We start from the raw sequence: 24944 nt of genomic DNA on the forward strand, positions 1-24944 counted from the left end.
CAGGATCAAACTCTCAATAAAAAGTTTAATCTTAGCTTACTCAAATAAAAATTGCTGGTTTACTTAAATGTATTTATGTTATTCTGTTCAATTTTCAAAGACCAATTTTCTTTCCTACAATTCTCATTGTAGTTATTAATTTTCGTCACCCTCAAGCGACTTTCTTAGTATATCACCTGTTTTATACACTGTCAACAACTTTTTAAAATATTTTTATATTATATCAAAAATATTTTTCCTAAATTTAATTAAAGTGTTTATGTGCTTCAGCGACGTTTTTTATATTAACATAATAATTCAACAGTACTTATATAATATAACCTAATTATATTAATTTATGTTCACATTAATTAACATATCTATATGATACTTAATATATCTTATTATGATACGCCTGGCATATATGTAGATACTTTTATAAGACTTTAATATATAATACCTATAAAAAAATAAGGCTATAACCTATATTCAATAGTTATGCCTTATTTATAATCTTATAAGATTTATTATATTTAATATTATTCTTCTATATTATTTATTTCAGATTCAGCTTCATCACTAGATTCAGTTTCTTGATCATCACTGCTTAATATTTTAGCTATTGCAACAACTTTCTCATCTTCATTCGTTCTCATCAATGTTACCCCCATTGCTGATCTACTTGTTACAGAGATATCTGCTACATTAATTCTAATAGCTACTCCACTAGAATTTATAAGCATCAATTCATCATCTACCTTACAAATTGTAGCGCCAGCAAGCTTTCCAGTCTTTTCACTAATTTTATAAGTTATTAGCCCTACTCCGCCCCTATTTTGAAGCTTATATTCAGCAATAGGAGTTCTTTTTCCATATCCATTTTCACTTATTACTAATAACTCTTCTCCATCAACAGCAATATCCATACATACTGCTATATCATCTTCTTTTAAATTAATAGCTTTAACACCTGACGCAGTTCTTCCCATTGATCTAACATCTTTTTCATTAAATTTAACGGCATAACCATTTTGAGTTACAACCATAATGTTAGCATCACCATAAGTATTCTTTACTTTTAATAATTCATCGCCATCTTTTAAGCTTATTGCAATTAATCCATTCTTTCTTAGATTTTTAAATTCACTTAATGGAGTCTTCTTTACTATTCCTTGCTTAGTTCCCATAAACAAAAAGCCTTCTTTTTTCTCATCTGTTACAGTAAGTACTGTTTGAATCTTTTCATCAGGTTCTATTGCTATAAGATTTATCAGATTTGTTCCTTTCGCCTGTCTTCCAGCATCATGAACTTCATAAGCTCTTAACTTATACACTCTTCCTTTATTGGTAAAGAATAGTACATCAGAATGTGTTGATGTTATCATCAAGTGCTCAACAAAATCATCTTCCTTAGTTGACATTGCTTGAATTCCTTTTCCACCTCTTCTTTGTGATGAATAAGTGTCTGCCGAAATTCTTTTTATATATCCTGAATGTGTTAATGTTATCACAACATCTTCTTCTTGAATTAAATCCTCTATATCAATTTCATTTACTATTTTTTCAATTTTACTTTTTCTCTCGTCTGAGTACCTATTCTTTATTTCTAATAGTTCCTCTTTAATAACATCTAACAGCTTTTCTTCACTAGCTAAAATAGATTTTAGATATTCTATTTGTTTCATTAGCTCATTATACTCTTCCTCGATTTTACCTCTTTCTAATCCAGTTAATCTTCTTAATCTCATCTCTAATATAGCCTGAGATTGCTTCTCAGAAAGTTCAAATCTTTCCATTAGAGTATTTTTGGCAATTTCAGTAGTATTAGAATTTCTTATTATACTTATTACTTCATCTATGTTATCTAATGCTATTTTTAAACCTTCTAAGATATGTGCTCTAGCCTCTGCCTTGTTTAAATCAAATATAGTTCTTCTTGTTATAACTTCTTTTTGAAATTCTACATAATTTTCTAGTATTTGCTTTAAATTTAAAACCTTTGGCTCATTATTAACTAATGCTAACATAATAATGCCAAATGTATCTTGAAGCTTTGTGTGCTTATATAATAAATTCAATACTACACTTGGATTAGCATCTCTTTTAAGCTCAATTACGATTCTCATACCGTCTCTGTCTGATTCGTCTCTCAAATCAGAGATTCCAGTAATCTTTTTATCTTTTACTAAATCAGCAATATTTTCTACAAGTTTTGCCTTATTTACTTGATATGGTATCTCAGTAACGATTATTGAGTGTCTTCCATTTTCCTCCTCTATCTCAGCATTCGCTCTTACTATTATCTTTCCCTTACCAGTTTCATATGCAGCCCTAATTCCTGCTTTCCCCATAATGGTAGCCCCTGTAGGAAAATCCGGTCCTGTAATTTTAGTCATAAGTTCCAAAACTGTGCTTTCAGGATTATCTATAAGCATAATAGTCCCATCAATTATTTCAGCCAAATTGTGTGGCGGAATATTAGTTGCCATGCCGACTGCAATTCCTGATGAACCATTTACCAAGAGATTAGGAAATCTTGATGGTAATACTACTGGCTCTTGCTCTTCACCATCAAAGTTAGGCATAAAATCAACTGTGTTCTTATTAATATCTCTTAACATTTCAACTGCTATTTTATTCATTTTTGCTTCTGTATATCTCATAGCAGCTGCACTGTCACCATCAACTGATCCAAAATTTCCATGTCCATCAACTAGCATATATCTCATTGAAAAATCTTGAGCCATTCTAACTAATGCATCATAAACTGAACTATCACCATGTGGATGATATTTACCTAAAACATCTCCAACTATTCTTGCACACTTTCTATATCCCTTTTCAGGAGTTAACCCCAATTCTTGCAACGAATATAATATCCTTCTATGAACAGGTTTTAGTCCGTCTCTTACATCTGGCAATGCACGACCAACTATAACACTCATTGCATAATCTATATAACATTTCTTCATTTCGTGTTTAATATCTACTGGTATAACTTTTCCTTCATTAAAATCCATGTACTTCACCTCGTATTTCAGTACTAAATATCTAAATTAACAACATTTCTAGCATTTTGTTGTATAAATTCTTTTCTTGGCTCAACTTTTTCCCCCATCAATATGGTGAAAATTTCATCAGCAGCCATAGCGTCTTCTATATTTACTTTTAATAAAATTCTCTTTTCTGGATCCATAGTTGTATCCCACAATTGAGATGCATTCATTTCTCCAAGACCTTTATATCTTTGAATATCAGTTGAATTATCTTTTCCACCTAGCTCAGATAAAACATTTTCTAATTCAGGATCACTATATGCATAATAATCTTTTTTACCTTTACTAACTTTATATAATGGTGGTTGCGCTATGTATACATGCCCATCATCTATTAAATTCCTCATATATCTATAAAAAAATGTTAGTAATAATGTTCTAATATGAGCGCCATCAACATCGGCATCTGTCATAATTATAATTCTATTATATCTAATCTTCTCAACATCAAAATCATTTCCTATGCCTGCTCCAAATGCAGTAATCATTGACCTAATAGTATCTGCATTTAATATTCTATCTAATCTTTGTTTTTCAACATTTAATATTTTACCTCTTAAAGGTAAAATGGCTTGGAATTTTCTATTTCTTCCCTGCTTTGCAGATCCCCCTGCCGAATCCCCTTCGACTATATAAATTTCACACTCTCTTGGATCTTTAGATGAACAATCTGCTAACTTTCCAGGCAATGTAGATCTTTCTAAGACTGATTTTCTTGTCAATTCTCTCGCTTTTCTAGCCGCATCTCTAGCTCTAGCAGCCATTAGAGCCTTATCAACAATCATTTTACCTATGTTAGGATTTTCCTCAAGGAATATACCTATATTTTCACCAACAATTGAGTCTACAATTCCTCTTACTTCGCTATTTCCTAGCTTAGTTTTTGTTTGCCCCTCAAATTGTGGCTCTTCAATTTTTATAGATATTACTCCAGTCAGCCCTTCCCTTATATCATCACCAGTAAAATTCTTGTCATTCTCTTTTATATGCCCAAATTTTTTTGCATAATCGTTAAATACTCTAGTTAGTGCAGTTTTAAATCCAACTAGATGCGTTCCGCCTTCAACTGTATCAATATTGTTTGCAAAAGAAAATATATTTTCAGTATAACCGTCATTATATTGAAGCGCTACTTCCACCGATATGTTATCTTTCACCCCTTCAATATATATAGGTTCTTCATGAAGTGGGACTTTATTCCTATTTAAGTAGCTAACAAATGATTTAATTCCACCCTCGTAATGGAAAACTTCTTCTTTTTCATCTCTTTTATCTACTAACCTTATATATATTCCTTTATTTAAGAATGCTAGTTCTCTTAATCTTTGAGATAAAACTTCAAAATCAAACACTATTTCATCAAATATTTCTGCATCAGGCTTAAAATATGTCTGTGTTCCAGTCTGATCACTGTCCCCTACTTTTGTAAGTTCGTTTAGAACCTTTCCCTTACTATATTTCTGTTGCCATATATGTCCATCTCTCTTAACTGTGACAGTACATTCTTCCGAAAGAGCATTAACTACAGATGCACCAACTCCGTGTAATCCACCTGAAACCTTATATCCTCCTCCTCCAAATTTACCACCTGCGTGTAATATTGTCATTATAACTTCAACAGTTGATTTTCCCATCTTAGGATGTATTCCTACAGGCATCCCTCTACCATCGTCATTTACTGTAATCGAATTATCCTCATTAATGTATACTTCTATTTTATTACAATATCCTGCTAAAGCCTCATCAATGCTATTATCTACGATTTCATATACTAAATGATGAAGGCCTCTTGAACTAGTGCTTCCAATATACATTCCTGGTCTTTTTCTTACTGCTTCTAATCCTTCAAGAACTTGTATCTGATTTTCATCATATTTTTTGTTATTTTGTTCCAAATCAGACTCCTCCTAAACTTAATAAGTATTATTAAAATTTTTAATTTTATAGAATTAAGAACTATATTCTATATCTGTCCTTTTTGTTAATGTAGTTGATGATATTGGTGATAAATATATTTTACTCTTATTATCTACTTCCGCTATTATAAACGACTTTGGTTTTTCTTCTGTTATTCTTTCTACAAATCCGTCTTCTTCTGCTAGCCTTAAAAATTGTATTGTATCAGAGCTATACATCGTATTTTGAAGATCGAATATTCCAATAATGTCTTTAATGGGAACTACTACATTTTCACCTAAATGCAAAAACATTATATATTCCTCCCTTGATTTAAAATTTGTCCGTTTGATACATTAAATATTTTGACTTTATCATCTAAATAATCATTTAAATCCTCAATTCCAGCACATGTTATTATAGTTTGTATATCCTTTATTGATCTTAATATATATTTTTTCCTATTTACATCAAGCTCCGATAAAACATCATCTAACAATAATACTGGATATTCACCTGTAATCTCTCTAATGATTTTTAAAGATGCAAATTTCATAGTTAAAATAGATGTTCTTTGTTGTCCTTGAGATCCGAAAACCTTAGTATCAATATTATTTATAAATACGCTAAAATCATCTCTATGAGGTCCCACAGACGTTAACCCCTTTTCCCTATCTTTTTCAATATTATCTTTTAGTTTTTTTAAATAATTATCTTTAAATTTTCCATTTTCTAGATTAACAGTACAATTATATTTAAAGTTTATTATTTCTTTTCCAGATGTAATTTCTTTATGAATTATATCACCGTAAAAATTTATCTTATTTATATATTCTAACCTTTTTGAAATAATATAATCAGCATATTTACTCAATTGTATATCATATACATCTAAAACATCTTCACTAAATGACCTGCTCTTTAATAAAGTGTTTCTTTCGCCTAGAACTTTATTATATTGTACTAGATTGAAGTAATAATTTGGATTTACCTGAGATAATTCCATATCTAATAGTCTTCTTCTTAAACTTGGTGCTTCTTTTATAACTTTTAAATCTTCTGGAGAAAACATTACTACATTAAAAATTCCAAATAGTTCACCTATCTTATTTACTTTTATATTATTTACTTTTATAGCTTTCTTACCATCTCTGAGTATATTTATATCAATCTTTTTATCTAATCTATTTTTCCCTATAAGTAAGCTTATGTAGGCTGTACTATTTTCCCAATTTATTAATTCTTTATCTTTTGATGTTCTGTGTGATTTTGCAAAAGCACAATAATATACTGATTCTAAAATATTTGTTTTTCCTTGAGCATTATCTCCCACAAACACATTAACATTTTTAGTCAATTCTACGCTTAATTTTTTATAATTCCTATAATTAAGCAAATTTATATTTTTAACATACATAAAAATACACCTATAATAATTATATCATAAATAATCAAATAACTATCTCTATATTATTTCAAAATCTGAACCATCGAAGTTTACTACATCTCCACTTCTTAACTTCTTACCTCTTTGAGTACAAACTTCTCCATTAACCTTTATCATTCCATCTTGCACATAGATCTTAGCTTCTGAACCTGAGCTAGCAATAGATGCCCATTTTAAAAAAGCATCTAATTTTATAATTTCAGTATCAATTTTTATTTTATTCATTTTCGTTATATAAATATTAAAATAATATTTATCCTCCTATCTCATTAGTCTTACTGGCAAAACTAAATATTTTGCATTTTCATTACTATTTTCTTCAATAACACATGGGCTTATACCAGATGTCATTTTCATAACAACTTCATTATCCTCCATGTTCTTTAAAACATCTAGCAGATATTTTGAGTTAAATGCAATTTCTATTTCATCTCCTTGCAATTTTATCGAAATTTCATCTCTTACCTTTCCCAATTGAGAATTAGAAGTTATTACTAAGTTATCTTGATGTAAATCTAATTTTATTAAATTGGTATTTCCATCCTTAGCCATTAGAGATGCTCTTTCTATTGCATTTTGTAGTTCTTGTCTATTAACATTTACAAATAGTTTGTGTTCTTGTGGTAATAATGATTTATAATTTATGAACTTACCTTCTAATAATCTAGATATTATTTTAGTTCTTTTTAAATTAAATAATATATGGTTATTAGTAAATGTTATATCCACAATCTCATCTATATCTTCTAGTATCTTTGATACTTCATTTAATGTTTTTCCTGGAATTACAACTTCTATGTCAATATCCGTATCTAAAAATTCACTTTTTATAGCTAGTCTATATCCATCTAGAGCAACTAAGTTTAAGTTTTTATTTCTCACTTCGAATAATATTCCTTGAAGAATAGGTCTTGTTTCATCTTGAGCTATAGCAAAAGAAGTCCCCTTTATCATATTTTTTAATATATTTTGATTTACTGATATTTTTAAATTCTCATTAATTTCAGGTAACTCTGGAAATTCATTTGTGTTCATATACACTACATCAAATATGGATTTTTCACAAGTTATTTTTATTAGTTGATTTTCCATAGTTTCTATTCTTATAGTTGAATTAGGTAGTTTTCTTATTATTTCTCCAAATATTTTAGCATCAATAACTATACTTCCTTCTTCCATAATAGTTGCATCAACTAATGTTTGAATACTAACATCCATATCTGAACCTATAAGAGTTATTGTTGAATTATTTGCATTTATATAAATACCTTCCAATATAGGCATTGTTGATTTACCTGTTATGGCTTTTTGCACTATTGATATACCTTCTAATATTTTTTGTTTTTCACATGTAAAGATCATTGAAAATCCTCCTTATTTTATTCACAAGAATTAAAGATGATAATTAGTAGTTAGATAAATATTTTTATAGTAATAATAGTAGTAGGGGCTGTTAATTTGTTGATAACTAGCATAATCCCTGTAATATCAACAAAATTTAGTTCAAAAATATTGTGGATAAATCAGTAACAAAACAGACTGGTTATCCACAAGTATAAGTGTAATATAACTAAAAAAATATTATCCACAAGTTATTATGTACTTATTATACAGCTCTGTGGATTAATTCTGAGTCAATTTCTTTGTAATGTCGTTAACAGTATTTTGTAATGAATCATCAGTTTTGAGATTCTCAGATATTTTCTCATAAGCATGTATTACTGTAGTATGATCTCTTCCTCCAAATTCTTCTCCAATTTTAGGTAAAGACATATCTGTTAGTTTTCTACTTAAATACATTGCTATTTGCCTTGGGTAAGCAACATTTCTAGTTCGTCTTTGAGATTTTAAATCTTCAACACGCAAATTAAAGTAACTAGAAACTACATCTTGTATTAAGTCAATAGTCACGTGCTTTCCTTGCTTTTTAGATATTATATCTTTTAATGCTTCTGTAGCTAAATCTACAGTAACTTCTCTGTTAGTTAATGAGGAGTAAGCAATTATTCTTATTAGTGCGCCTTCAAGTTCCCTTATATTAGATTTAATTTTAGTAGCAATGTATCCCATAACTTCATTTGCTACATTTAGATTTTCAACGTCAGCTTTCTTTTTTAGTATAGCCATTCTAGTTTCGAAATCAGGAACTTGAATATCTGCTATTAAGCCCCATTCAAATCTAGATCTAAGCCTATCTTCTAATGTTGGAATTTCTTTTGGCGGTCTATCTGAAGATAATATAATTTGTTTATTCGCATCATGTAACGCATTAAATGTATGAAAGAATTCTTCTTGAGTACGCTCTTTTCCGGCTATAAATTGTATATCATCTATAAGTAAGATATCAACATTCCTATATTTATTTCTGAATTCTTCATTCTTATCATCTTTTATAGCGTTTATTAATTCATTGGTAAATTTTTCAGATGAGACATACACAACTTTAGCATTAGGATTACCATCTAAGATGTAATGACCGATAGCATGCATTAAGTGAGTCTTTCCAAGGCCGACTCCACCATATATGAATAACGGGTTATATGCTTTTGCTGGTGATTCTGCAACTGCCAAAGATGCAGCATGAGCAAATCTATTACTATTACCTATTACAAAAGAATTAAAAGTATATTTTGGATTTAATGTAGACGACATTTCATCATTAACTACAATAGCTTTTGGTTTCTGATTTGAAGAATTCTTAATTTCTTCTTTTTCATAGATTTCAGACATTATAATAAATTCAATTGTATATAATTTTGAACATACTGCTTTTATGGAGTTTGCAACTAAATCTTTATATCTTTTATCTAAAATATCTTGAGTAAAGGAATTTGGAACGCTTATCTTTAGAGTATTAGAAGAAATAGACAGAGGTTCGCAGCTTTTAATCCAAGTATTAAAACTAACTTCACTTAGCTCACTTTTTATAATATCTAAGGTTTTATCCCATAAATTTTTAAGATCGGCATCCATTCTTATTCCTCCAATAATTGTAATAAAAAAATTTTTATAATAGTTATGTACAGTTTATCAACAAGGATATTAACATTCATATATTATAGCCAAGTATGTATATAAATATATCAACATGTTAATAACTATGTGTATAGATTAAATTTCTATAAATTTAATAACAGATTGTTATTAAGTGTTATAAACATGCTAAGACCTAAATAAAATCAACTATAAAGCATGTACTAACAATAAAAACAAACAAGTTATGCACAATTTTATCCACACATGTGGATAAGTTTTTATATTAATAAGTTATTCACAACATAATATTTATGATAACATAAGTAAATACTCATATTCAATAAGTTATCCACAAAAAAATATATATAAATATATTTATCAACAATTATTACCACCTTGACAGAAAAATAGTATATCTATATAATAATAAAGTAAAATTTAAATAGCGAAGTATAGTTTTTACTATAAATAATAAATTTAAGGGGGTGCATATGTAATGTTTATGACTTACCAACCTAAAAAGAGACAAAGAAAAAAAGAACATGGTTTTAGAAAAAGAATGAGCACTCAATCAGGAAGAAACATTCTTAAGAACAGAAGACAAAAAGGAAGAAAAAAATTAACAGCTTAAGGGCCCATTAGTGGCCTTTTTTCTGCAAATGCAGGGAAAAAAGGAGTATAAAAATATCTATGATTTATAGATTAAAGAAAAATTTTGAATTTACAATTGTATATAAAAGAGGTAAATCATTTGCAAATGAGCTTCTAGTTATGTACATATTAAAAAATAGAAGGAATAAAGATAAAGATCTTTTAGCCTATAGCAAGGTAGGTATTTCTGTAAGTAAAAAAGTTGGGAATAGTGTTGTTAGAAGTCGATGTAAAAGATTAATAACTGAAAGCTTTAGATTAAATTATAATTATATAGTAAAGGGATATGATTTTGTTTTCATAGCAAGAAATCCTATTCAAAGTAAAAGCTACTTTGAGGTAGAAAGAGCTATGAAAAGTTTAATTAAAAAGGCAGGCTTATATAATAATGAAGAAATTACTAATACGCCTAATTAAATTTTATAGAAAATATATTTCACCTGGAAGATCTTCATGCTGTAGATTTGTGCCTACTTGTTCACAATATGCAATAGATGCCATAAATAAATATGGAGCTTTTAAAGGTAGTGCATTAGCAGTTTACAGAATATTAAGATGTAATCCTTTTTGTAAGGGGGGATATGATCCGGTTAGGTGAGATATTAGGAGGTATATATTTTAATGTTTCAAGCAATAGTTAACTTTATGAAAGGGATATTTGATTCCCTGCATGACTTTATAGTTAGTATGGGAATATCAGATGTTGGGCTATCTTATGTTTTGGCAATATTTATTTTTACATTGATTATAAGAATTTTAATATTACCATTTAACATTAAGGCAGCAAAATCATCACAAGGAATGCAGAAAATTCAACCAGAAGTGAAAAAGCTTCAGGCTAAGTACAAAGACGATCCTCAAAAATTGAATACTGAAACTATGAGGTTATACAAGGAGAATAATGTTAGTGTAGCTGGTGGATGCCTTCCATCATTATTACCACTACCTATACTAATGGCTCTTTATTGGGTATTCATGGGGATACAAGGGATAGAAGGTGCTTCATTCCTATGGATTCACGATTTATTTGCGCCAGATAAATATTATATATTACCAGTATTAGCTGCATTATCAACATATATACCATCTTATTTAATGTCTAAATCAACACCATCACAACCAGGTGGAATGAATATGGGAAGTATGAATTTAGTTATGGCTGGAATGATGGGTGTTATGTCATTGAATTTTAAATCAATACTTGTACTTTACTGGATAATTGGTAATTTAATTCAAACAATACAAACATATTTCTTAAACTATAGACCAGCAATGAGAGAGATGGATGATAAGACTCAAAAAGATGCTGTAGCAGAATCAGATAAGTTTGTTATGGCAGTGGAAGAACCTAAAAATTCAGCTAGTAAAAAAAGAAAAAAGAAATAATTAAAAAGTGATTTTGCTTTGATATTAGAGGTGGTGAATTAACAGATGAAATCAGTAGAAGTGGAAGGAAAGACTGTTGAAGAAGCCTTAAATAAAGCTTTAAGTGAACTTGATGCAAATAAGGATATGGTTGATATTGAAATTTTGGATCATGGCTCAAAGGGTTTATTTAATGTTATAGGAGTTAAACCAGCAAGAATTAGAGTTTCTAAAAAATATAATTATATTGAAGAAGCACGAAACTTTATAGTTCATATACTCAAGGGAATGGAAGTTGAAGCAACGATTGATATTAAAGAAGAGAATGATAGCATTATAATTAATTTATCCGGAGAAAAAATGGGAGTGATAATTGGTTATAGGGGAGAGACATTAGATTCTATTCAATATTTAGTTTCACTTGTAGTTAATAAGGTACATGAACTTCCTCATAAAAAGGTTATACTAGATACCGAAGATTATAGAAGCAAAAGAGAGGAAACTCTTAAAGGTGTTGCAATTAAAACAGCTAATAGAGTTAAGAAAACAAGAAAATTATTTAAACTAGAGCCAATGAATCCATACGAGAGAAGAATCATTCATTCTGCACTTCAGGAAGATGCCTTTGTTAATACATATAGTGAAGGCGAGGAGCCGTTTAGAAGGGTAGTCGTTGAATTAAAGAAAGATTAAACTTAAAAAGAAAGCCATTATGGCTTTCTTTTTAAGTTTATAAATAAAATTTATGACTAAAAAGAGAAGTTTTAACTAATATAACTTTGACTATTTAAATTTTGTTATGTAAAATTGATAATAGTTAAAAAGGAGTTTTAGTTTAGAAAATATTCTTCTTTAAAAAGAGGAGGAAATTAAATGAAAGAATTTGATACTATTTGTGCGATCGCTACACCAATTGGAGAAGGCGGAGTTTCAATAATAAGAATTTCAGGGGAGAATGCTTTAAAGATTGCTAGTAAGATATTTACCCCTAGAAATAAATACGATATTGAAAGCATGAAAACATACACTATGAAGTATGGTAATATTGTGGATTTAGAGAACAAAGAAGAGATAATTGATGAAGTTATTTTAAGTTATATGAAAGCTCCAAGAAGCTATACGGGTGAAAACGTGGTAGAAATAAATTGTCACGGAGGAGTTATATCTACTAATAGTGTATTAGATCAGGTTATTAAAGCTGGTGCAAGACTTGCAGAACCTGGAGAATTTACTAAAAGAGCATTTTTAAATGGAAGAATAGATTTGAGTCAGGCTGAAGCAGTTATGGATATAATAACTGCTAAAACAGAGTTATCGATGAAAGCAGCTATGATTCAAAGCAAAGGAGCTTTGTCCAAGGAAATAAACGAATTAAGAGGGTATTTGCTAAACGTTTTAGCGCTAATTGAATATGCAGTTGATTTTACAGAAGATGATGAGGATATAATTGATGACAACTTAATTTTACAGGTTAAAGATGGGATCCATAAGGCAAATTCAAAAATTGAAACCTTATTGTCTAATGCGGATGCTGGGAAAATTGTGAGAGATGGACTCAACATAGTTATTGTAGGAAAGCCAAATGTAGGAAAATCTTCATTACTTAATGCATTATTAAGAGAAAATAGAGCTATAGTAACAGATGTTCCAGGGACAACTAGGGATATAATTGAGGAGTATATAAACCTTGATGGAATACCGGTTAAAATAACCGATACAGCAGGAATAAGAGATACAGAGGATGTAGTAGAAAAAATAGGTGTGGAAAAATCAAAAGAGAAAATTGAAGAAGCAGATCTAATAATACTAATGCTTGATGCATCTAGATATATGGATGAAGAAGACAGTAGAATAATTAATAAAATAAAGAATAGAAAATATATAGTATTATTAAATAAGATGGATTTGAAAGATATAAAAATTCAAGAAGAAATACTTAAGAGTTTAAGTAATATAATAAATATATCAGCTAAAACTGGCCAAGGAATAGATATTTTAAAAGATGAAGTTAAAAAGTTATTCTTTAATGGAGAGATAAGCTCTGAAAGCTTAATAATTTCTAATGCACGACATAAGCAAGCATTATATAAATCATTAGAAAATTGTAAAATGGCTTTAGATAAAATTAATGCTAATGAATATCTTGATTTAATATCCATTTATATAACAGCAGCTATGAAAGCTTTAGGAGAAATAACTGGAGATGAATTGGAAGAAGATTTATTAAACAAAATTTTTAGTGAATTTTGTGTAGGAAAGTAGGTAAAAGTAATGGCAGTAAATTATGATGGTGGTCAATTCGATATAGTTGTTGTGGGTGCAGGTCATGCGGGATGTGAAGCTGCATTGGCATCAGCAAGATTAGGTCTTAATACATTAGTATGTACAATAAATTTAGATTCAATAGCATTGATGCCTTGTAATCCTAATATCGGTGGTACTGCAAAAGGTCATTTAGTTAGGGAAATTGATGCACTTGGTGGAGAAATGGGGATAAATATTGATAATACATTTATTCAGTCAAGAATGTTGAATACTTCAAAAGGACCAGCCGTTCACTCATTGAGAGCTCAAGCAGATAAAAAAAGTTATCAATTTAGAATGAAGAGAATTTTAGAGGAACAGGAAAATCTTAAAATAAGGCAAATTGAGGTAACAGCGCTTAATGTTGAGAATGGAAAGGTGACAGGTGTAGTTACTAAAAATGGAGCTATTTTTAAATGTAAGGCAGTAATTCTTGCAACTGGTACATATTTAAAAGGAAAAATTATAATTGGTGAAGTATCATATAGTGGCGGTCCTAATGGTTTATTTCCAGCTAATGACCTATCACAATCATTATTAGATTTAGGCGTTTCTTTGAGGAGATTCAAAACTGGAACTCCAGCTAGGATAAATAGAAGATCTGTGGATTTTTCTAAGATGATAGAACAAAATGGCGATGATAATATAATACCTTTTTCATTTATGAGTGAAAATATTGAAAGGGAACAAGTATCTTGTTACTTAACTTATACAAATGATGAAACACGTAAAATAATTAGAGATAATATAGGCAGATCTCCAATTTATAATGGAAGCATAAAAGGTGTTGGTCCTAGATATTGCCCATCCATAGAAGATAAAATAATGAGATTTCCAGATAAACCACAACATCAAATATTTATTGAACCTGAAGGACTTGACACACTGGAAATGTATGTAGGTGGATTTTCATCATCATTACCAGAAGAAGTACAAATTAAAATGCTTAAAACATTATCAGGACTTGAAAATGTTGAAATGATGAGAACTGCATATGCAATTGAGTATGATTCAATTGATCCTACTCAATTAAAACCAACATTAGAATTTAAAGATATTGAAGGATTATATGGTGCAGGTCAGCTTAATGGAAGTTCAGGATATGAAGAGGCCGGAGCACAGGGGTTAATTGCAGGTATAAATGCAGCATTAAAAATTAAAGAAAAAGAACCACTAATATTAACTAGATCTGATGCTTATATAGGAGTTCTAATAGATGATTTAGTTACAAAAGGGACTAATGAACCTTATAGGATGATGACTTCAAGGGCAGAATATAGATTATTATTGAGGCAAGATAATGCGGATTTTAGATTAACGGATTTAGGATATAGAGTTGGATTAGTTACAGAGGAAAGATATGATAAATTTATAAAGAGGAAACAAAATATTGAAAATGAATTAGAACGATTAAAGAATTTAAAGGTAACTAATAAAAAAGAAATAAATGAATTTTTAATATCATTAAATTCAGCTGAATTAAGAAAGCCAATTACTTTTTATGAACTGCTACAAAGGCCTGAATTAGATTACTTTGATTTAAAACAAATAGATTCAGAAAGACCAGAATTGCCTCATGACGTTGGAGAGCAAATTAATATATTAACAAAATATGAAGGATATATCCAAAGTCAGCTTGAACAAGTTGCTCAATTTAAGAAATTTGAGAAGAAGTTATTACCTAAGGATATTAATTATAGTGATATTAAGGGGTTAAGAACTGAAGCAATACAAAAGTTAAGTGATATTAGGCCAATAAGCATAGGTCAGGCAACACGTATTTCAGGAGTGTCTCCAGCAGATATTTCGGTATTACTTATTTATCTTGAACATTATTATAATAAATAATTAATTATTATTGGAGGAATTATGAAGTTTTATGATTTAATGTCTAAATCAGCAGAAGATGTTGGTTTACAACTATCGAAAGAGCAGTATGAAAAATTTATTGATTATATGAAACTTCTTCAAGAATGGAATGAAAAGATTAATTTAACAGCTATAATTGATGATGAAGAAATAATCAAAAAGCATTTTATTGATTCAATAAAAGCATTTAAAAGAGATGAATTCAAAATTGCTAGAAGCTTAATAGATGTTGGTACAGGAGCTGGTTTTCCAGGTTTGCCTATTGCAATAATGAGAGCTGATTTGAATGTTACATTATTAGATTCATTGAACAAAAGAGTGAGTTTTTTAAACACAGTTATTAATAGAATTGGAGTATCTAATGTAACAACTATACATTCCAGGGCTGAAGATGGAGCAAAGGATGTTAAGCTAAGAGAGAATTTTGATATTGCAACATCTAGGGCTGTTGCAAATATGAGTGTATTATCTGAATTATGCTTACCATATGTAAAAGTTGGAGGAAGTTTTATTGCGCTAAAAGGTCCATCAGTTGATCAAGAAATTATAGAGAGCGCAAATGCAATAAAGATTTTAGGTGGAAAAATATTGGAAGTTTGTGAAATTAACATTGAAGATACAGAATTAAAACATAATCTAGTTGTCGTGAAAAAGATAGATAAATCTCCTAAGGGATATCCAAGAAGAGCAGGGTTAATAAGTAAAAATCCAATTAAATAAAGATATTACATAAATAATTGAAATTTGATTATGTAAGCAGGTATATGATAAAATATTAAGGTAGGAGTTAAATAGGCAAATAAGGATAACAAGGTAAAATATGTATGTAGTATTTTAATAAGGGATGGGTTGGGAACATGAATAATGAAATAGTAAGTATTAACATAAATAAAGTCATTCCAAATATTTATCAACCGCGTAAATATTTTAATGAAGAAGCTATAGAAGAATTATCACAATCAATTAGAGAACATGGAATAATTCAACCAATTACTGTAAGAAGGCGTGGAGAGGTCTTTGAATTGGTAGCAGGAGAGAGAAGACTTAGAGCAGCTAAGTTAGCTGAGTTAGAGACGGTTCCTTGCAATATTATAGATATAACTGACTCTGAATCTGCTCAGATAGCTCTACTTGAGAATCTTCAAAGAGAAGATTTAAATTACATAGAAGAAGCAGAGGCGTATTATAATTTAATAAGTGATCATAATTTTACACAAGATGAATTAGCAAAGAAGATGGGAAAGAAACAATCAACAATCGCTAATAAATTAAGATTGCTAAAGTTAAGTAGTGAAGTTAGAGAATTATGTTTAAAGAATAAATTAACTGAAAGACATGCAAGAGCATTGTTAACAATTCCAACTGAAGAAATGCAGTTAAGAATTGTTCAAAAAGTAATAAAAGACGGATTAAATGTTAAGAAAACAGAAGAATTAATTAATAAAGAATTGCTTAAATTAGCTGGAGAAGAATTAAAAAATAAGAATAAAAGAAATATAAGAGGCGTATTGCCGGCTAAACTTTATGTTAATACAATAAAACAAGTTTTGCAGAAATTTGATATTCCAGCTGAATATGCATATAAAGATGATGATGAATTTATAGAAGTAGTAGTAAAGATACCAAAAACAAAAAAATAAGAGGAATAATTGGAAGTTAAGGTTTTACCAAGTATTACCTTAACTTTAATTATATATACATGTTGTAGTTGAATTTTAAAATTTTGGTCTTAACTTAGGTTTTGGTTTTACATTACTGAAATTTTAAATGTAAATTTATTATTTCAAATATGTATTAATCTTATATTTATAAATATAGAAATATAGAATTGTCAATCATATTTATACACAGAAAATTAAGAATTAATGAAGAATATTTTATAATAGAATATATTTTATTAAGAGTTATTGTTTTTTAGAACATAATTCTTTTATTATAATAAAAAAGTATATATAATATTAATATGGAAAGGGGGGACGCTCTTTTAGGGCTGTACTTATGAAGGTAATTTGCATTTTTAATCAAAAAGGTGGCGTTGGAAAAACAACTACTAATATAAACTTATGTGCGTACTTAGCAATGGAAGGTTATAGAGTATTAACTATAGACATAGATCCTCAAGGAAATACTACAAGTGGATTAGGACTGGATAAAAGTAATTTAGACTTATCCATTTATGATGTATTAATTTCTGATACTACTATGAAAGAATCTATAGTACGAAGTGATTTAGTCCAGAATTTGTACATATCACCGTCAACGATGGAACTCGCTGGCGCAGAAGTGGAACTTATAAATAGAAGTGATAGAGAAAATATAATGAAGAATAAATTAAAAGAAGTTGAATCAGAATATGACTATGTGTTTATAGATTGTCCACCGTCTTTAGGGGTATTAACAATAAATGCATTAACATGTGCAGATTCGGTGCTAATACCAATACAATGCGAATTCTATGCATTGGAGGGAGTTAGTCAGTTAATCAACACCATACAATTAGTAAAAAAATCTCTTAATAAAAAGCTAGAAATCGAAGGCGTAGTAATGACAATGTTCGATTATAGGACAAATCTTAGTAATGAAGTTTTGAAAGAAGTAAAAAAGTATTTTAAAAATAAGGTATATGAAGCTACAATATCTAGAAATGTAAGGCTTGCAGAGGCGCCAAGCTTTGGACTTCCGATAATGTTGTATGATGAAAAATGTAAGGGCGCTGAAGCGTATGTAAAATTAACTAAAGAGTTTTTAGAGAGACAGTAGGTGATAGAATGGCAAAGAAATTCACTTTAGGAAAAGGATTAGGCGCACTTATACCGGAGGAATCAGATAATGCTGCGCAAGAAAACAATAGTTTTCTCATTCCTATAAATAAAATTAAAAGTGATGAAGATCAACCAAGAAAATTGTTTGACTCAGAAAAGATAGCTGAATTAGCAGAGTCCATCAAAGCTCATGGTGTTATTCAACCTTTAATTTTACGAGAGCTAAAAAATGATAAATACATTATAGTTGCTGGAGAGCGTAGATGGAGAGCAGCTAAAATGGTTGGCTTAAAAGAAGTACCAGCAATAATAATGGAATTAAGTGATAAAGATATATTAGAAATATCATTGATAGAGAATATTCAACGCCAAGATTTAAATCCAATAGAAGAGGCTTTAGCATATAGAAAATTGTTAAATGATTTTAAAATCACACAAGAAGAATTAAGTAAGAGAATAGGAAAATCAAGGGTTGCTATTGCTAATACAATGAGATTGATGAATCTGGATGAACGTGTTCAACAATATATAATTGAGAGTATCATAACGGAAGGACATGGAAGAGTACTTCTTTCAATAAATGATAAGCAGAAACAGTATGAAATAGCTCAGCAGGTAATTGATGAAAAATTATCCGTGAGAGAATTAGAAAGATTAATAAAAAGAATTAATGATGATATTGAAAAGGAAAAAAATAATGAAAATATAGGAGAAGTAAATCCTTATTATAAAGAAATTAAGAATCAGCTTCAAAACTATTTTGGAACAAAGGTAAATATTTTAAACAAGAAAAACAAGGGTAAAATAGAGATTGAATATTATTCAGAGGAAGATCTTCAAAGAATACTAGACATTATTAATATGTAATGTTTCACGTGAAACAATTATGAAAGGAATGACATAAAATTGGATATGCTAATTAGTGCAATGAATGATATAATGCCATATTTATTAATTGGAATGGCAATAATAATTATATTATTATTTATAATGGTAGTGGTATTATTTAAAGCAGTTGGAAAAGTAGAAAGCAGATACAGAAAATTAATGAAAGGTACTAGTAATAATAATTTAGAAGAAATGCTACTGGAAAGATTAGATAGTATTGAAGATGCTAAAGAAAGATCTGATAAGGCTTTAGAAGAATGTAAGAGATTAGAAGTTAAGATGAAGGATTGTGTTCAAAAAGTAGCAATTATGAGATATAAGGCATTCGAGAACGTTGGTAGTGACTTGAGCTTTTCGATAGCTATGCTAGATGATAGAAATGACGGAGTTATTTTAACTGGTATATATGGAAGGCAAGAAAGTACAACTTATGCAAAACCAATTGATAAGGGAATATCAAGATATGATCTTTCGGAGGAAGAATTATACGTTTTAAATGAAGCAGCTAATAAAGAAAATAAAAATTAGTTAAATTGTTTAGTTAAGTGAGCACCAATAAATTTGGTGCTCTATTTTTGTATTTAAAAATGCCACAAGTTTTACTTATGGTTGCAGAAAGCTTTTGACTATAAGTGAAGAAATAAATCACTGTTGCAAAATTATAATATGTTCGCTGACTTGAACTATGAGCTACAAGAGGCATATATGTTATGGATATTGATAATTTATAGTATAGTAAACGGAATGGAAAATATCATATAGTTTTCATGGCAATATTTTAAAGAAAAATTATATATAAGAAGATAAAGAATTATATATGAAAATATTTAGATTATTATGTGAAAAAACTTGAAATTATAGAAGTCAAAGCGTTTCTAGATTATATAATATGATTGCAAGTATACCTTTTAAATTAAATGTAGTGAAATCAATAATGAAATATATACTTCTAGCAATTCTTGAGGAAGAATAGAGATGCCATTATGTATAAAATTTATACCAAGGTTCATATCTTGAAGTTATTGATGAGATTAAAAGTATTTAGTACATTTATGGAATTCAGCTTAGTAAAGTCTTTACAATTAACAAGTGGTAATAGTTTTAGATTTGCTAGTTTGCCAACGATTGAGACTAAAACTGATGAAAAAAGTTTATTTTGCTCATTCATATTCATCTTTTGAATATGGGACTAATAAATGTAACGATGAATTAGTAAGCAGTTTTAACGTAGATCAAAACGATTTGGAATTATAATTTAAATAATGTTTTATTTTTATGAGCTTGAATGAATACTTTTTTAAGAAAAAAGGTCAATTTAATTATAATACTACAGAAGAGTTATTTTAGGTATATGCTGATTAAACATATTTTACATAATTAAAATTCATCAATTGAATGTAATCTAAAATATTTTGAAATGTATGATAGTATTATGATATGTATTTGGATATAGTTTAGAATCGCTAGATGAAATATAATAAGTGTGGATATTATACATAGAGTAAAAAATTTAAATATGTAAATAATTTATAATAGGACTACATAATGAAAAAGTGAAACTGTAAGGCAAATATAATTACTATATATAAGTTCTAATTAGTAAAATTCATTTCTTCTTAACTCATATTTATATTATTTGATAAGGCTATATAAAATAAATCTAAATAGAATTACCATAGAAGATAATAAGAGTGCAGTATAGTATTAGAACTTAACGGCAATGACAGAAACTAAAAGTGTACGAATGTATAAGCGGGATCCTGTAGTTTAAAAACACGTCTAAGTTTTTTTAATAAGATGATTGTAGAAATGGAAGGATTAGAAGAGCATACTGTTGGTGACTATATTAAAAAATATAAAGTCAATGGATTAAAGGGCCTTGCTTAAAAAAGCCACCTGGTGCCCCTAGAAAATTAAATCCTGAGCAATAACAAGAACTTATTTATGTGATAACAAATAATACGATTGACGAAGTGGGGGTTGAATCAATAAAAAACTTGACTATAAAATTAATATGTCAACGGGTCAGGGTTAATTTTAGAATTACTATAAAACATAGCAGTATGGCAGTTATACTTCACAGATTAAATTTGAGTTGTACAAAACCAACATATGTTTTAAAAAGTCTGATAAAGAGAAACAAGAAATTTTCAAGAAGGATTTTGAATATCTAAAAAAACACACCTTGATGACTTAATTGATATTACCTTATTTCAAGACTAATCAATGATAAGAGATTATCAGGCTATTCAAAAGACTTGGTTTATAAAAGGGAAATAAGGAAGTATACCTAATTATTGAAATGTGGTAGGCGTAAAATTAATAGGAATACTAGATTATGAAAGTGGCCATGTATATTGTGAAGAACATGAAAAATATGATGCTGTAGCATTCCTTGAGTTTTTTAAGAAGGTGCTTACGCAATATCCAAAAAAAGGTAAGATAGTTATTATTCTTGATAATGCTAAAGTTCATCATGCTAAATTGATACAACTGCTTTTGGAGAAACTGAAAAATAGACTTGAATTAATGTTTTTATCTCAATATAGTCCTGGCCTAAATCTAATTGAGGGGTTATAGGAAGGGGTAAAATCATCAGTGATAAACAATACATTCTTTAAAAGTTAGATTAGTATTCGAGCTTCTATATAAAATTTCATTGGAACAATAAATAGGGTTCTCACACAAACAATAGGCAGGCTATGCGTTAAAATGTATAAAATTTATTAGAACTTACATAGATTAATTATTTTGTTTATAAGTAAATAATTATAGTTATGTTAAAAACCAGAAAACTATTAAATTATAATATACCACGCATGGCTAGAAAGTTTTTATTAAAAGAAAATTAGCAAAGAAAATAAAGATTGTTTCACGTGAAACAATCTTTATTGAAAAATAATACAAAATAGTATTACACTGATGGCAACTATATAAGTTTAAAATAAATTAATAATCATAGAAATGAGAATTGTTTTGTTAAAGCAATTAAGAATTAAAAGTTACTAAAATTGAATATTTACAGAAGTGCTAGTAGTGTTAGGCCTATCTAAGCTCTTTAAAATAAAATAATAGATACCTCTAGAAATTGAATCTGCGAGATTCATAACAGTATATAATCTAGTATTTTGTAAAACTAAAAAATCAAATCCTCCGGATACATTTACAATACCAGTTATGCTCATATCACCAACGGCAGGAAGGTTCTTATTTAAAGCCAAACCAGGAAGTAGAGGCTTTTTCTGTATGAAAACTTTACCTATATTATTTATAGATCCTAAACAAGAATCGATTGCTATAATATATGGATTTATAAAATTAAAATTTATCTCATTTAATTTACTTACTATATTTTTTGCATGTATTGGATTTTCGAGTGTTCCAAATATATGTATATTATTCTTAGAAAAATGTTTTAATTTATGTCCTATTAATGGGCCTAATGAATCTCCAGTAGATCTATCACTTCCAATACAAATAAATATAATTGGCCTATCTTCATAAAGTATTGGTTGTAATTCAGTCAATAAATAATCTTTGATTTTAGTACAAGAAGCCAGTGAAGATGAGTTTACAGAAAAATTTTGACACATAAGAAAACCTCCTTTTATTAGATTTATTTCCAATAAAAAGAGGTTTTATTCATCGTATAAAAATAATAAATAGAATACAAATTAAATTAATAATCACATCTAACAAGAAAATAATATAAAAGGTATGTATTAAGGCCAGTGCTAAGAGCACTTGAAATATTTGTTGTTATAGATTTTTTGAAATTTTATTTAGAACCGTAAGCGCATAATTAACTTCTTCCTTAGTTGTAAAATAACTAATGCTTAGTCTGACAGTTCCAGATGGATAGCTACCTATGGTCTTGTGTGCTAATGGAGAACAATGCAAACCAGATCTAGTCTTTATTCCTTCACATTCTAAATAATATCCCAATTCAGAAGGATCGAGGAAATTAAGATTTATAGAAATACATGAACTTAGCCTTTTGCCAGATAAATCACCATAAACAGTTATTCCTTTGATGTTTAGCAAACCTTCTAGCATATGTTTTATTAAGTAGTTATTGTGTTCATAAATTGAATTTAAACCTACTGAGTTTATATATTTAATAGATTCTGATAATCCAACTATCCCTGGAAGATTATGAGTTCCGCATTCAAACTTATCAGGTAGAAAGTCTGGTTGTGATAAAGAATAAGAAAGACTTCCAGTACCGCCGTGTATTAGGCTTGAACAAGAGTCATTAAATTTAGAGTCCAATATAAATCCACCAATTCCTTGCGGACCCAATAAACTTTTATGTCCCGTAAAAGCTATCGCATTAGCTTTTATATTTTTCATATTAATATCTAAAACACCGGCACCCTGAGAAGAATCAACAATGAAAAAAATGTTGTTTTCATTACATATTTTACCGATGTTATATAGGTCTTGTACTGAGCCTGTGACGTTAGATGCTTGAGTCATTACAACTAGCTTTGTTTTATTAGTAATTTTCTTTTTTAAATCATTGGCATTGATAAAACCTTCAGAATTTGCAGCTACTATATCTAATTCAATTTGAAGGTTCTCCTTACAAAAGAATAATGGTCTAATAACAGAATTATGTTCCATTGAAGATGTTATTACATGATCACCAGGCCTTAAAATGCCTTTGATTAATATGTTTAAAGATGTAGTAACGTTGTTTGTAAAAATAACATTACTAGGGGAATCATAACCAAAAAAGTTACAAATTAATTCTCTTGCATCATAAAGATATCTATTACTTTGAAGAGAATTACTGTAATTTCCACGGCCTGCATTGCCACCTACATTTAGCATATAGTCACACATAGCATTAATAACTTGCTTTGGTTTAGGAAAAGTTGTTGATGAATTATCTAAGTAAACTTCCATATCAAGTATTCACCTCTAAAAAAATAATTTGTAAGAGCCCCAAATAATAAATATTATACCCAAAGCAAATAGGAAGTAGTCCAATATTTTTGTTGTATTATTGGCCAAATCAGGTTTAAATTTTTTAAAACCTTTACTTACTAAAATATTAAGAAAGCAGAACCAAGTTATACTTCCAATTATCATTGATGAGATTGAGAATATAAAATATATCCTTCCATGATGTCTCCAAACATTGAATATGGTTCCACTTAATGCAATCCATAATGATGGAGTTGTTGGATTGAGAAACGTTATCAAAAAACCAGTTAAAAAACCATTTGATGAACGTCTATAAATTGATTTTTCTAAGTTAAAGTCTGGTTTTTTAGCTGTAAATGATATTTTATTAGATATAATTAAAACAATACCAGATACTATCCAAAATAGACTGTGAAACTTAGGATTTCTAGTAAGTATTGTAAAAAGACCTAGGTTTATAATTACTATATATGTTATATCTGCGGATACAGCACCAAGTGATACTTTAAATCCCTCTTTAAAACCTTTTGATATTGAACGACTAACAGATTCAAGGCCTGAGGGCCCCAAAGGTATAGAGGCAACAAAACCTGTAAAAAAACCAATTAATATAGCTTTTAATATGTTAATTACTGAAAACATTATATTCTCCTTCTAATTGCATTTCTATATAATTATAAAATAAAAAGATATATTTTTCACTAAATTTATGAAGTTTTTATATGAATGTGTTCTTAACCTTTCACTACTTTACAATAAAATTAACTGACTCCGTCATGCGAAGCAATAAAATCTATTACATCTTTAGCAGTTGATATA

The 24944-nt window shown here is 28.8% G+C and carries 24 protein-coding genes; 14 read left to right on the plus strand and 10 right to left on the minus strand.

Annotation, left to right across the window (positions count from 1 at the left end; genetic code table 11):
• Positions 1 to 518: 518 nt before the first annotated feature.
• The 7 genes from gyrA to dnaA form a co-directional block, all read right to left on the minus strand.
• Positions 519 to 2999, minus strand: coding sequence for a DNA gyrase subunit A (gene gyrA, locus ACJDTP_RS25675; RefSeq protein WP_078117632.1), 2481 nt, complete (start codon positions 2997 to 2999; stop codon positions 519 to 521).
• Between the two features lie 23 nt (positions 3000 to 3022).
• Complete coding sequence (gene gyrB, locus ACJDTP_RS25680; protein ID WP_078117631.1) at positions 3023 to 4930, minus strand: DNA topoisomerase (ATP-hydrolyzing) subunit B; 1908 nt, start codon at positions 4928 to 4930, stop codon at positions 3023 to 3025.
• A 54-nt stretch (positions 4931 to 4984) separates the two neighbouring features.
• A complete protein-coding gene (remB, locus tag ACJDTP_RS25685) occupies positions 4985 to 5245 on the minus strand; it encodes an extracellular matrix regulator RemB (protein ID WP_011967370.1) in 261 nt (86 codons plus the stop codon).
• A complete protein-coding gene (recF, locus tag ACJDTP_RS25690) occupies positions 5245 to 6348 on the minus strand; it encodes a DNA replication/repair protein RecF (protein WP_406762822.1) in 1104 nt (367 codons plus the stop codon). Before recF ends, remB begins: the two co-directional genes overlap by 1 nt.
• A 48-nt stretch (positions 6349 to 6396) precedes the next feature.
• Positions 6397 to 6603 (minus strand): S4 domain-containing protein YaaA, encoded by a 207-nt coding sequence (gene yaaA, locus ACJDTP_RS25695; protein ID WP_077840264.1) that lies wholly within the window; start codon positions 6601 to 6603, stop codon positions 6397 to 6399.
• 36 nt (positions 6604 to 6639) lie between these two features.
• Complete coding sequence (gene dnaN / locus ACJDTP_RS25700) at positions 6640 to 7740, minus strand: DNA polymerase III subunit beta (protein WP_077845251.1); 1101 nt, start codon at positions 7738 to 7740, stop codon at positions 6640 to 6642.
• A gap of 261 nt (positions 7741 to 8001) precedes the next feature.
• A complete protein-coding gene (gene dnaA, locus ACJDTP_RS25705; RefSeq protein WP_077840259.1) occupies positions 8002 to 9351 on the minus strand; it encodes a chromosomal replication initiator protein DnaA in 1350 nt (449 codons plus the stop codon).
• Between the two features lie 499 nt (positions 9352 to 9850).
• Here dnaA and rpmH point away from each other — a divergent pair, with 499 nt between their 5' ends.
• The 14 genes from rpmH to ACJDTP_RS25775 all read left to right on the plus strand — a co-directional run bounded on the left by rpmH (position 9851) and on the right by ACJDTP_RS25775 (position 21773).
• Positions 9851 to 9985, plus strand: a complete 135-nt coding sequence (gene rpmH / locus ACJDTP_RS25710) for a 50S ribosomal protein L34 (protein ID WP_017210025.1) — start codon at positions 9851 to 9853, stop codon at positions 9983 to 9985.
• 59 nt (positions 9986 to 10044) lie between these two features.
• Positions 10045 to 10422: a ribonuclease P protein component gene (gene rnpA, locus ACJDTP_RS25715; RefSeq protein WP_078117629.1), complete on the plus strand. Its 378-nt coding sequence runs from the start codon at positions 10045 to 10047 to the stop codon at positions 10420 to 10422.
• The gene (gene yidD, locus ACJDTP_RS25720; RefSeq protein WP_012061251.1) at positions 10394 to 10603 is read left to right on the plus strand and encodes a membrane protein insertion efficiency factor YidD; all 210 of its coding nucleotides are present in this window, start codon (positions 10394 to 10396) and stop codon (positions 10601 to 10603) included. The genes rnpA and yidD overlap by 29 nt, the downstream gene beginning before the upstream one ends.
• 23 nt (positions 10604 to 10626) lie before the next feature.
• Positions 10627 to 11391 (plus strand): membrane protein insertase YidC, encoded by a 765-nt coding sequence (locus ACJDTP_RS25725; RefSeq protein WP_077845252.1) that lies wholly within the window; start codon positions 10627 to 10629, stop codon positions 11389 to 11391.
• 45 nt (positions 11392 to 11436) lie between these two features.
• Positions 11437 to 12063, plus strand: a complete 627-nt coding sequence (jag, locus tag ACJDTP_RS25730; RefSeq protein ID WP_078117628.1) for an RNA-binding cell elongation regulator Jag/EloR — start codon at positions 11437 to 11439, stop codon at positions 12061 to 12063.
• A gap of 180 nt (positions 12064 to 12243) precedes the next feature.
• Positions 12244 to 13632, plus strand: a complete 1389-nt coding sequence (gene mnmE / locus ACJDTP_RS25735) for a tRNA uridine-5-carboxymethylaminomethyl(34) synthesis GTPase MnmE (protein ID WP_077840255.1) — start codon at positions 12244 to 12246, stop codon at positions 13630 to 13632.
• Positions 13633 to 13641: 9 nt separating this feature from the next.
• A complete protein-coding gene (gene mnmG / locus ACJDTP_RS25740) occupies positions 13642 to 15522 on the plus strand; it encodes a tRNA uridine-5-carboxymethylaminomethyl(34) synthesis enzyme MnmG (protein ID WP_406762823.1) in 1881 nt (626 codons plus the stop codon).
• A gap of 21 nt (positions 15523 to 15543) precedes the next feature.
• Positions 15544 to 16263 carry a 16S rRNA (guanine(527)-N(7))-methyltransferase RsmG gene (gene rsmG / locus ACJDTP_RS25745; RefSeq protein ID WP_406762824.1) on the plus strand — a complete coding sequence of 240 codons (720 nt, stop codon included), beginning with the start codon at positions 15544 to 15546 and terminating at the stop codon, positions 16261 to 16263.
• Positions 16264 to 16400: 137 nt separating this feature from the next.
• Complete coding sequence (gene noc, locus ACJDTP_RS25750; RefSeq protein WP_077840253.1) at positions 16401 to 17183, plus strand: nucleoid occlusion protein; 783 nt, start codon at positions 16401 to 16403, stop codon at positions 17181 to 17183.
• Between the two features lie 358 nt (positions 17184 to 17541).
• A complete protein-coding gene (locus ACJDTP_RS25755; protein WP_077840252.1) occupies positions 17542 to 18303 on the plus strand; it encodes a ParA family protein in 762 nt (253 codons plus the stop codon).
• 8 nt (positions 18304 to 18311) lie between these two features.
• Entirely contained in the window at positions 18312 to 19172 is an 861-nt protein-coding gene (locus ACJDTP_RS25760) for a ParB/RepB/Spo0J family partition protein (protein ID WP_077840251.1), read from the plus strand.
• Positions 19173 to 19217: 45 nt separating this feature from the next.
• The gene (locus ACJDTP_RS25765) at positions 19218 to 19721 is read left to right on the plus strand and encodes a DUF4446 family protein (RefSeq protein WP_111938467.1); all 504 of its coding nucleotides are present in this window, start codon (positions 19218 to 19220) and stop codon (positions 19719 to 19721) included.
• 1445 nt (positions 19722 to 21166) lie between these two features.
• Complete coding sequence (locus tag ACJDTP_RS25770; RefSeq protein ID WP_171983673.1) at positions 21167 to 21367, plus strand: winged helix-turn-helix domain-containing protein; 201 nt, start codon at positions 21167 to 21169, stop codon at positions 21365 to 21367.
• Positions 21368 to 21497: 130 nt separating this feature from the next.
• Positions 21498 to 21773, plus strand: a complete 276-nt coding sequence (locus ACJDTP_RS25775) for a transposase (RefSeq protein WP_171773097.1) — start codon at positions 21498 to 21500, stop codon at positions 21771 to 21773.
• A gap of 425 nt (positions 21774 to 22198) precedes the next feature.
• Here ACJDTP_RS25775 and yyaC read toward each other — a convergent pair whose 3' ends face one another.
• The 3 genes from yyaC to ACJDTP_RS25790 all read right to left on the minus strand — a co-directional run bounded on the left by yyaC (position 22199) and on the right by ACJDTP_RS25790 (position 24767).
• Positions 22199 to 22786, minus strand: coding sequence for a spore protease YyaC (gene yyaC, locus ACJDTP_RS25780; RefSeq protein WP_406762825.1), 588 nt, complete (start codon positions 22784 to 22786; stop codon positions 22199 to 22201).
• 166 nt (positions 22787 to 22952) lie between these two features.
• On the minus strand, positions 22953 to 24104 hold the full coding sequence (locus ACJDTP_RS25785) for an aminotransferase class V-fold PLP-dependent enzyme (RefSeq protein ID WP_406762826.1): 1152 nt from the start codon (positions 24102 to 24104) through the stop codon (positions 22953 to 22955).
• A gap of 15 nt (positions 24105 to 24119) precedes the next feature.
• Positions 24120 to 24767, minus strand: a complete 648-nt coding sequence (locus ACJDTP_RS25790) for a LysE family translocator (RefSeq protein WP_077840077.1) — start codon at positions 24765 to 24767, stop codon at positions 24120 to 24122.
• Between the last annotated feature and the right edge of the window lie 177 nt (positions 24768 to 24944).

The organism is Candidatus Clostridium helianthi (genome assembly GCF_045310795.1).
Lineage (GTDB): Bacteria > Bacillota > Clostridia > Clostridiales > Clostridiaceae > Clostridium > Clostridium helianthi.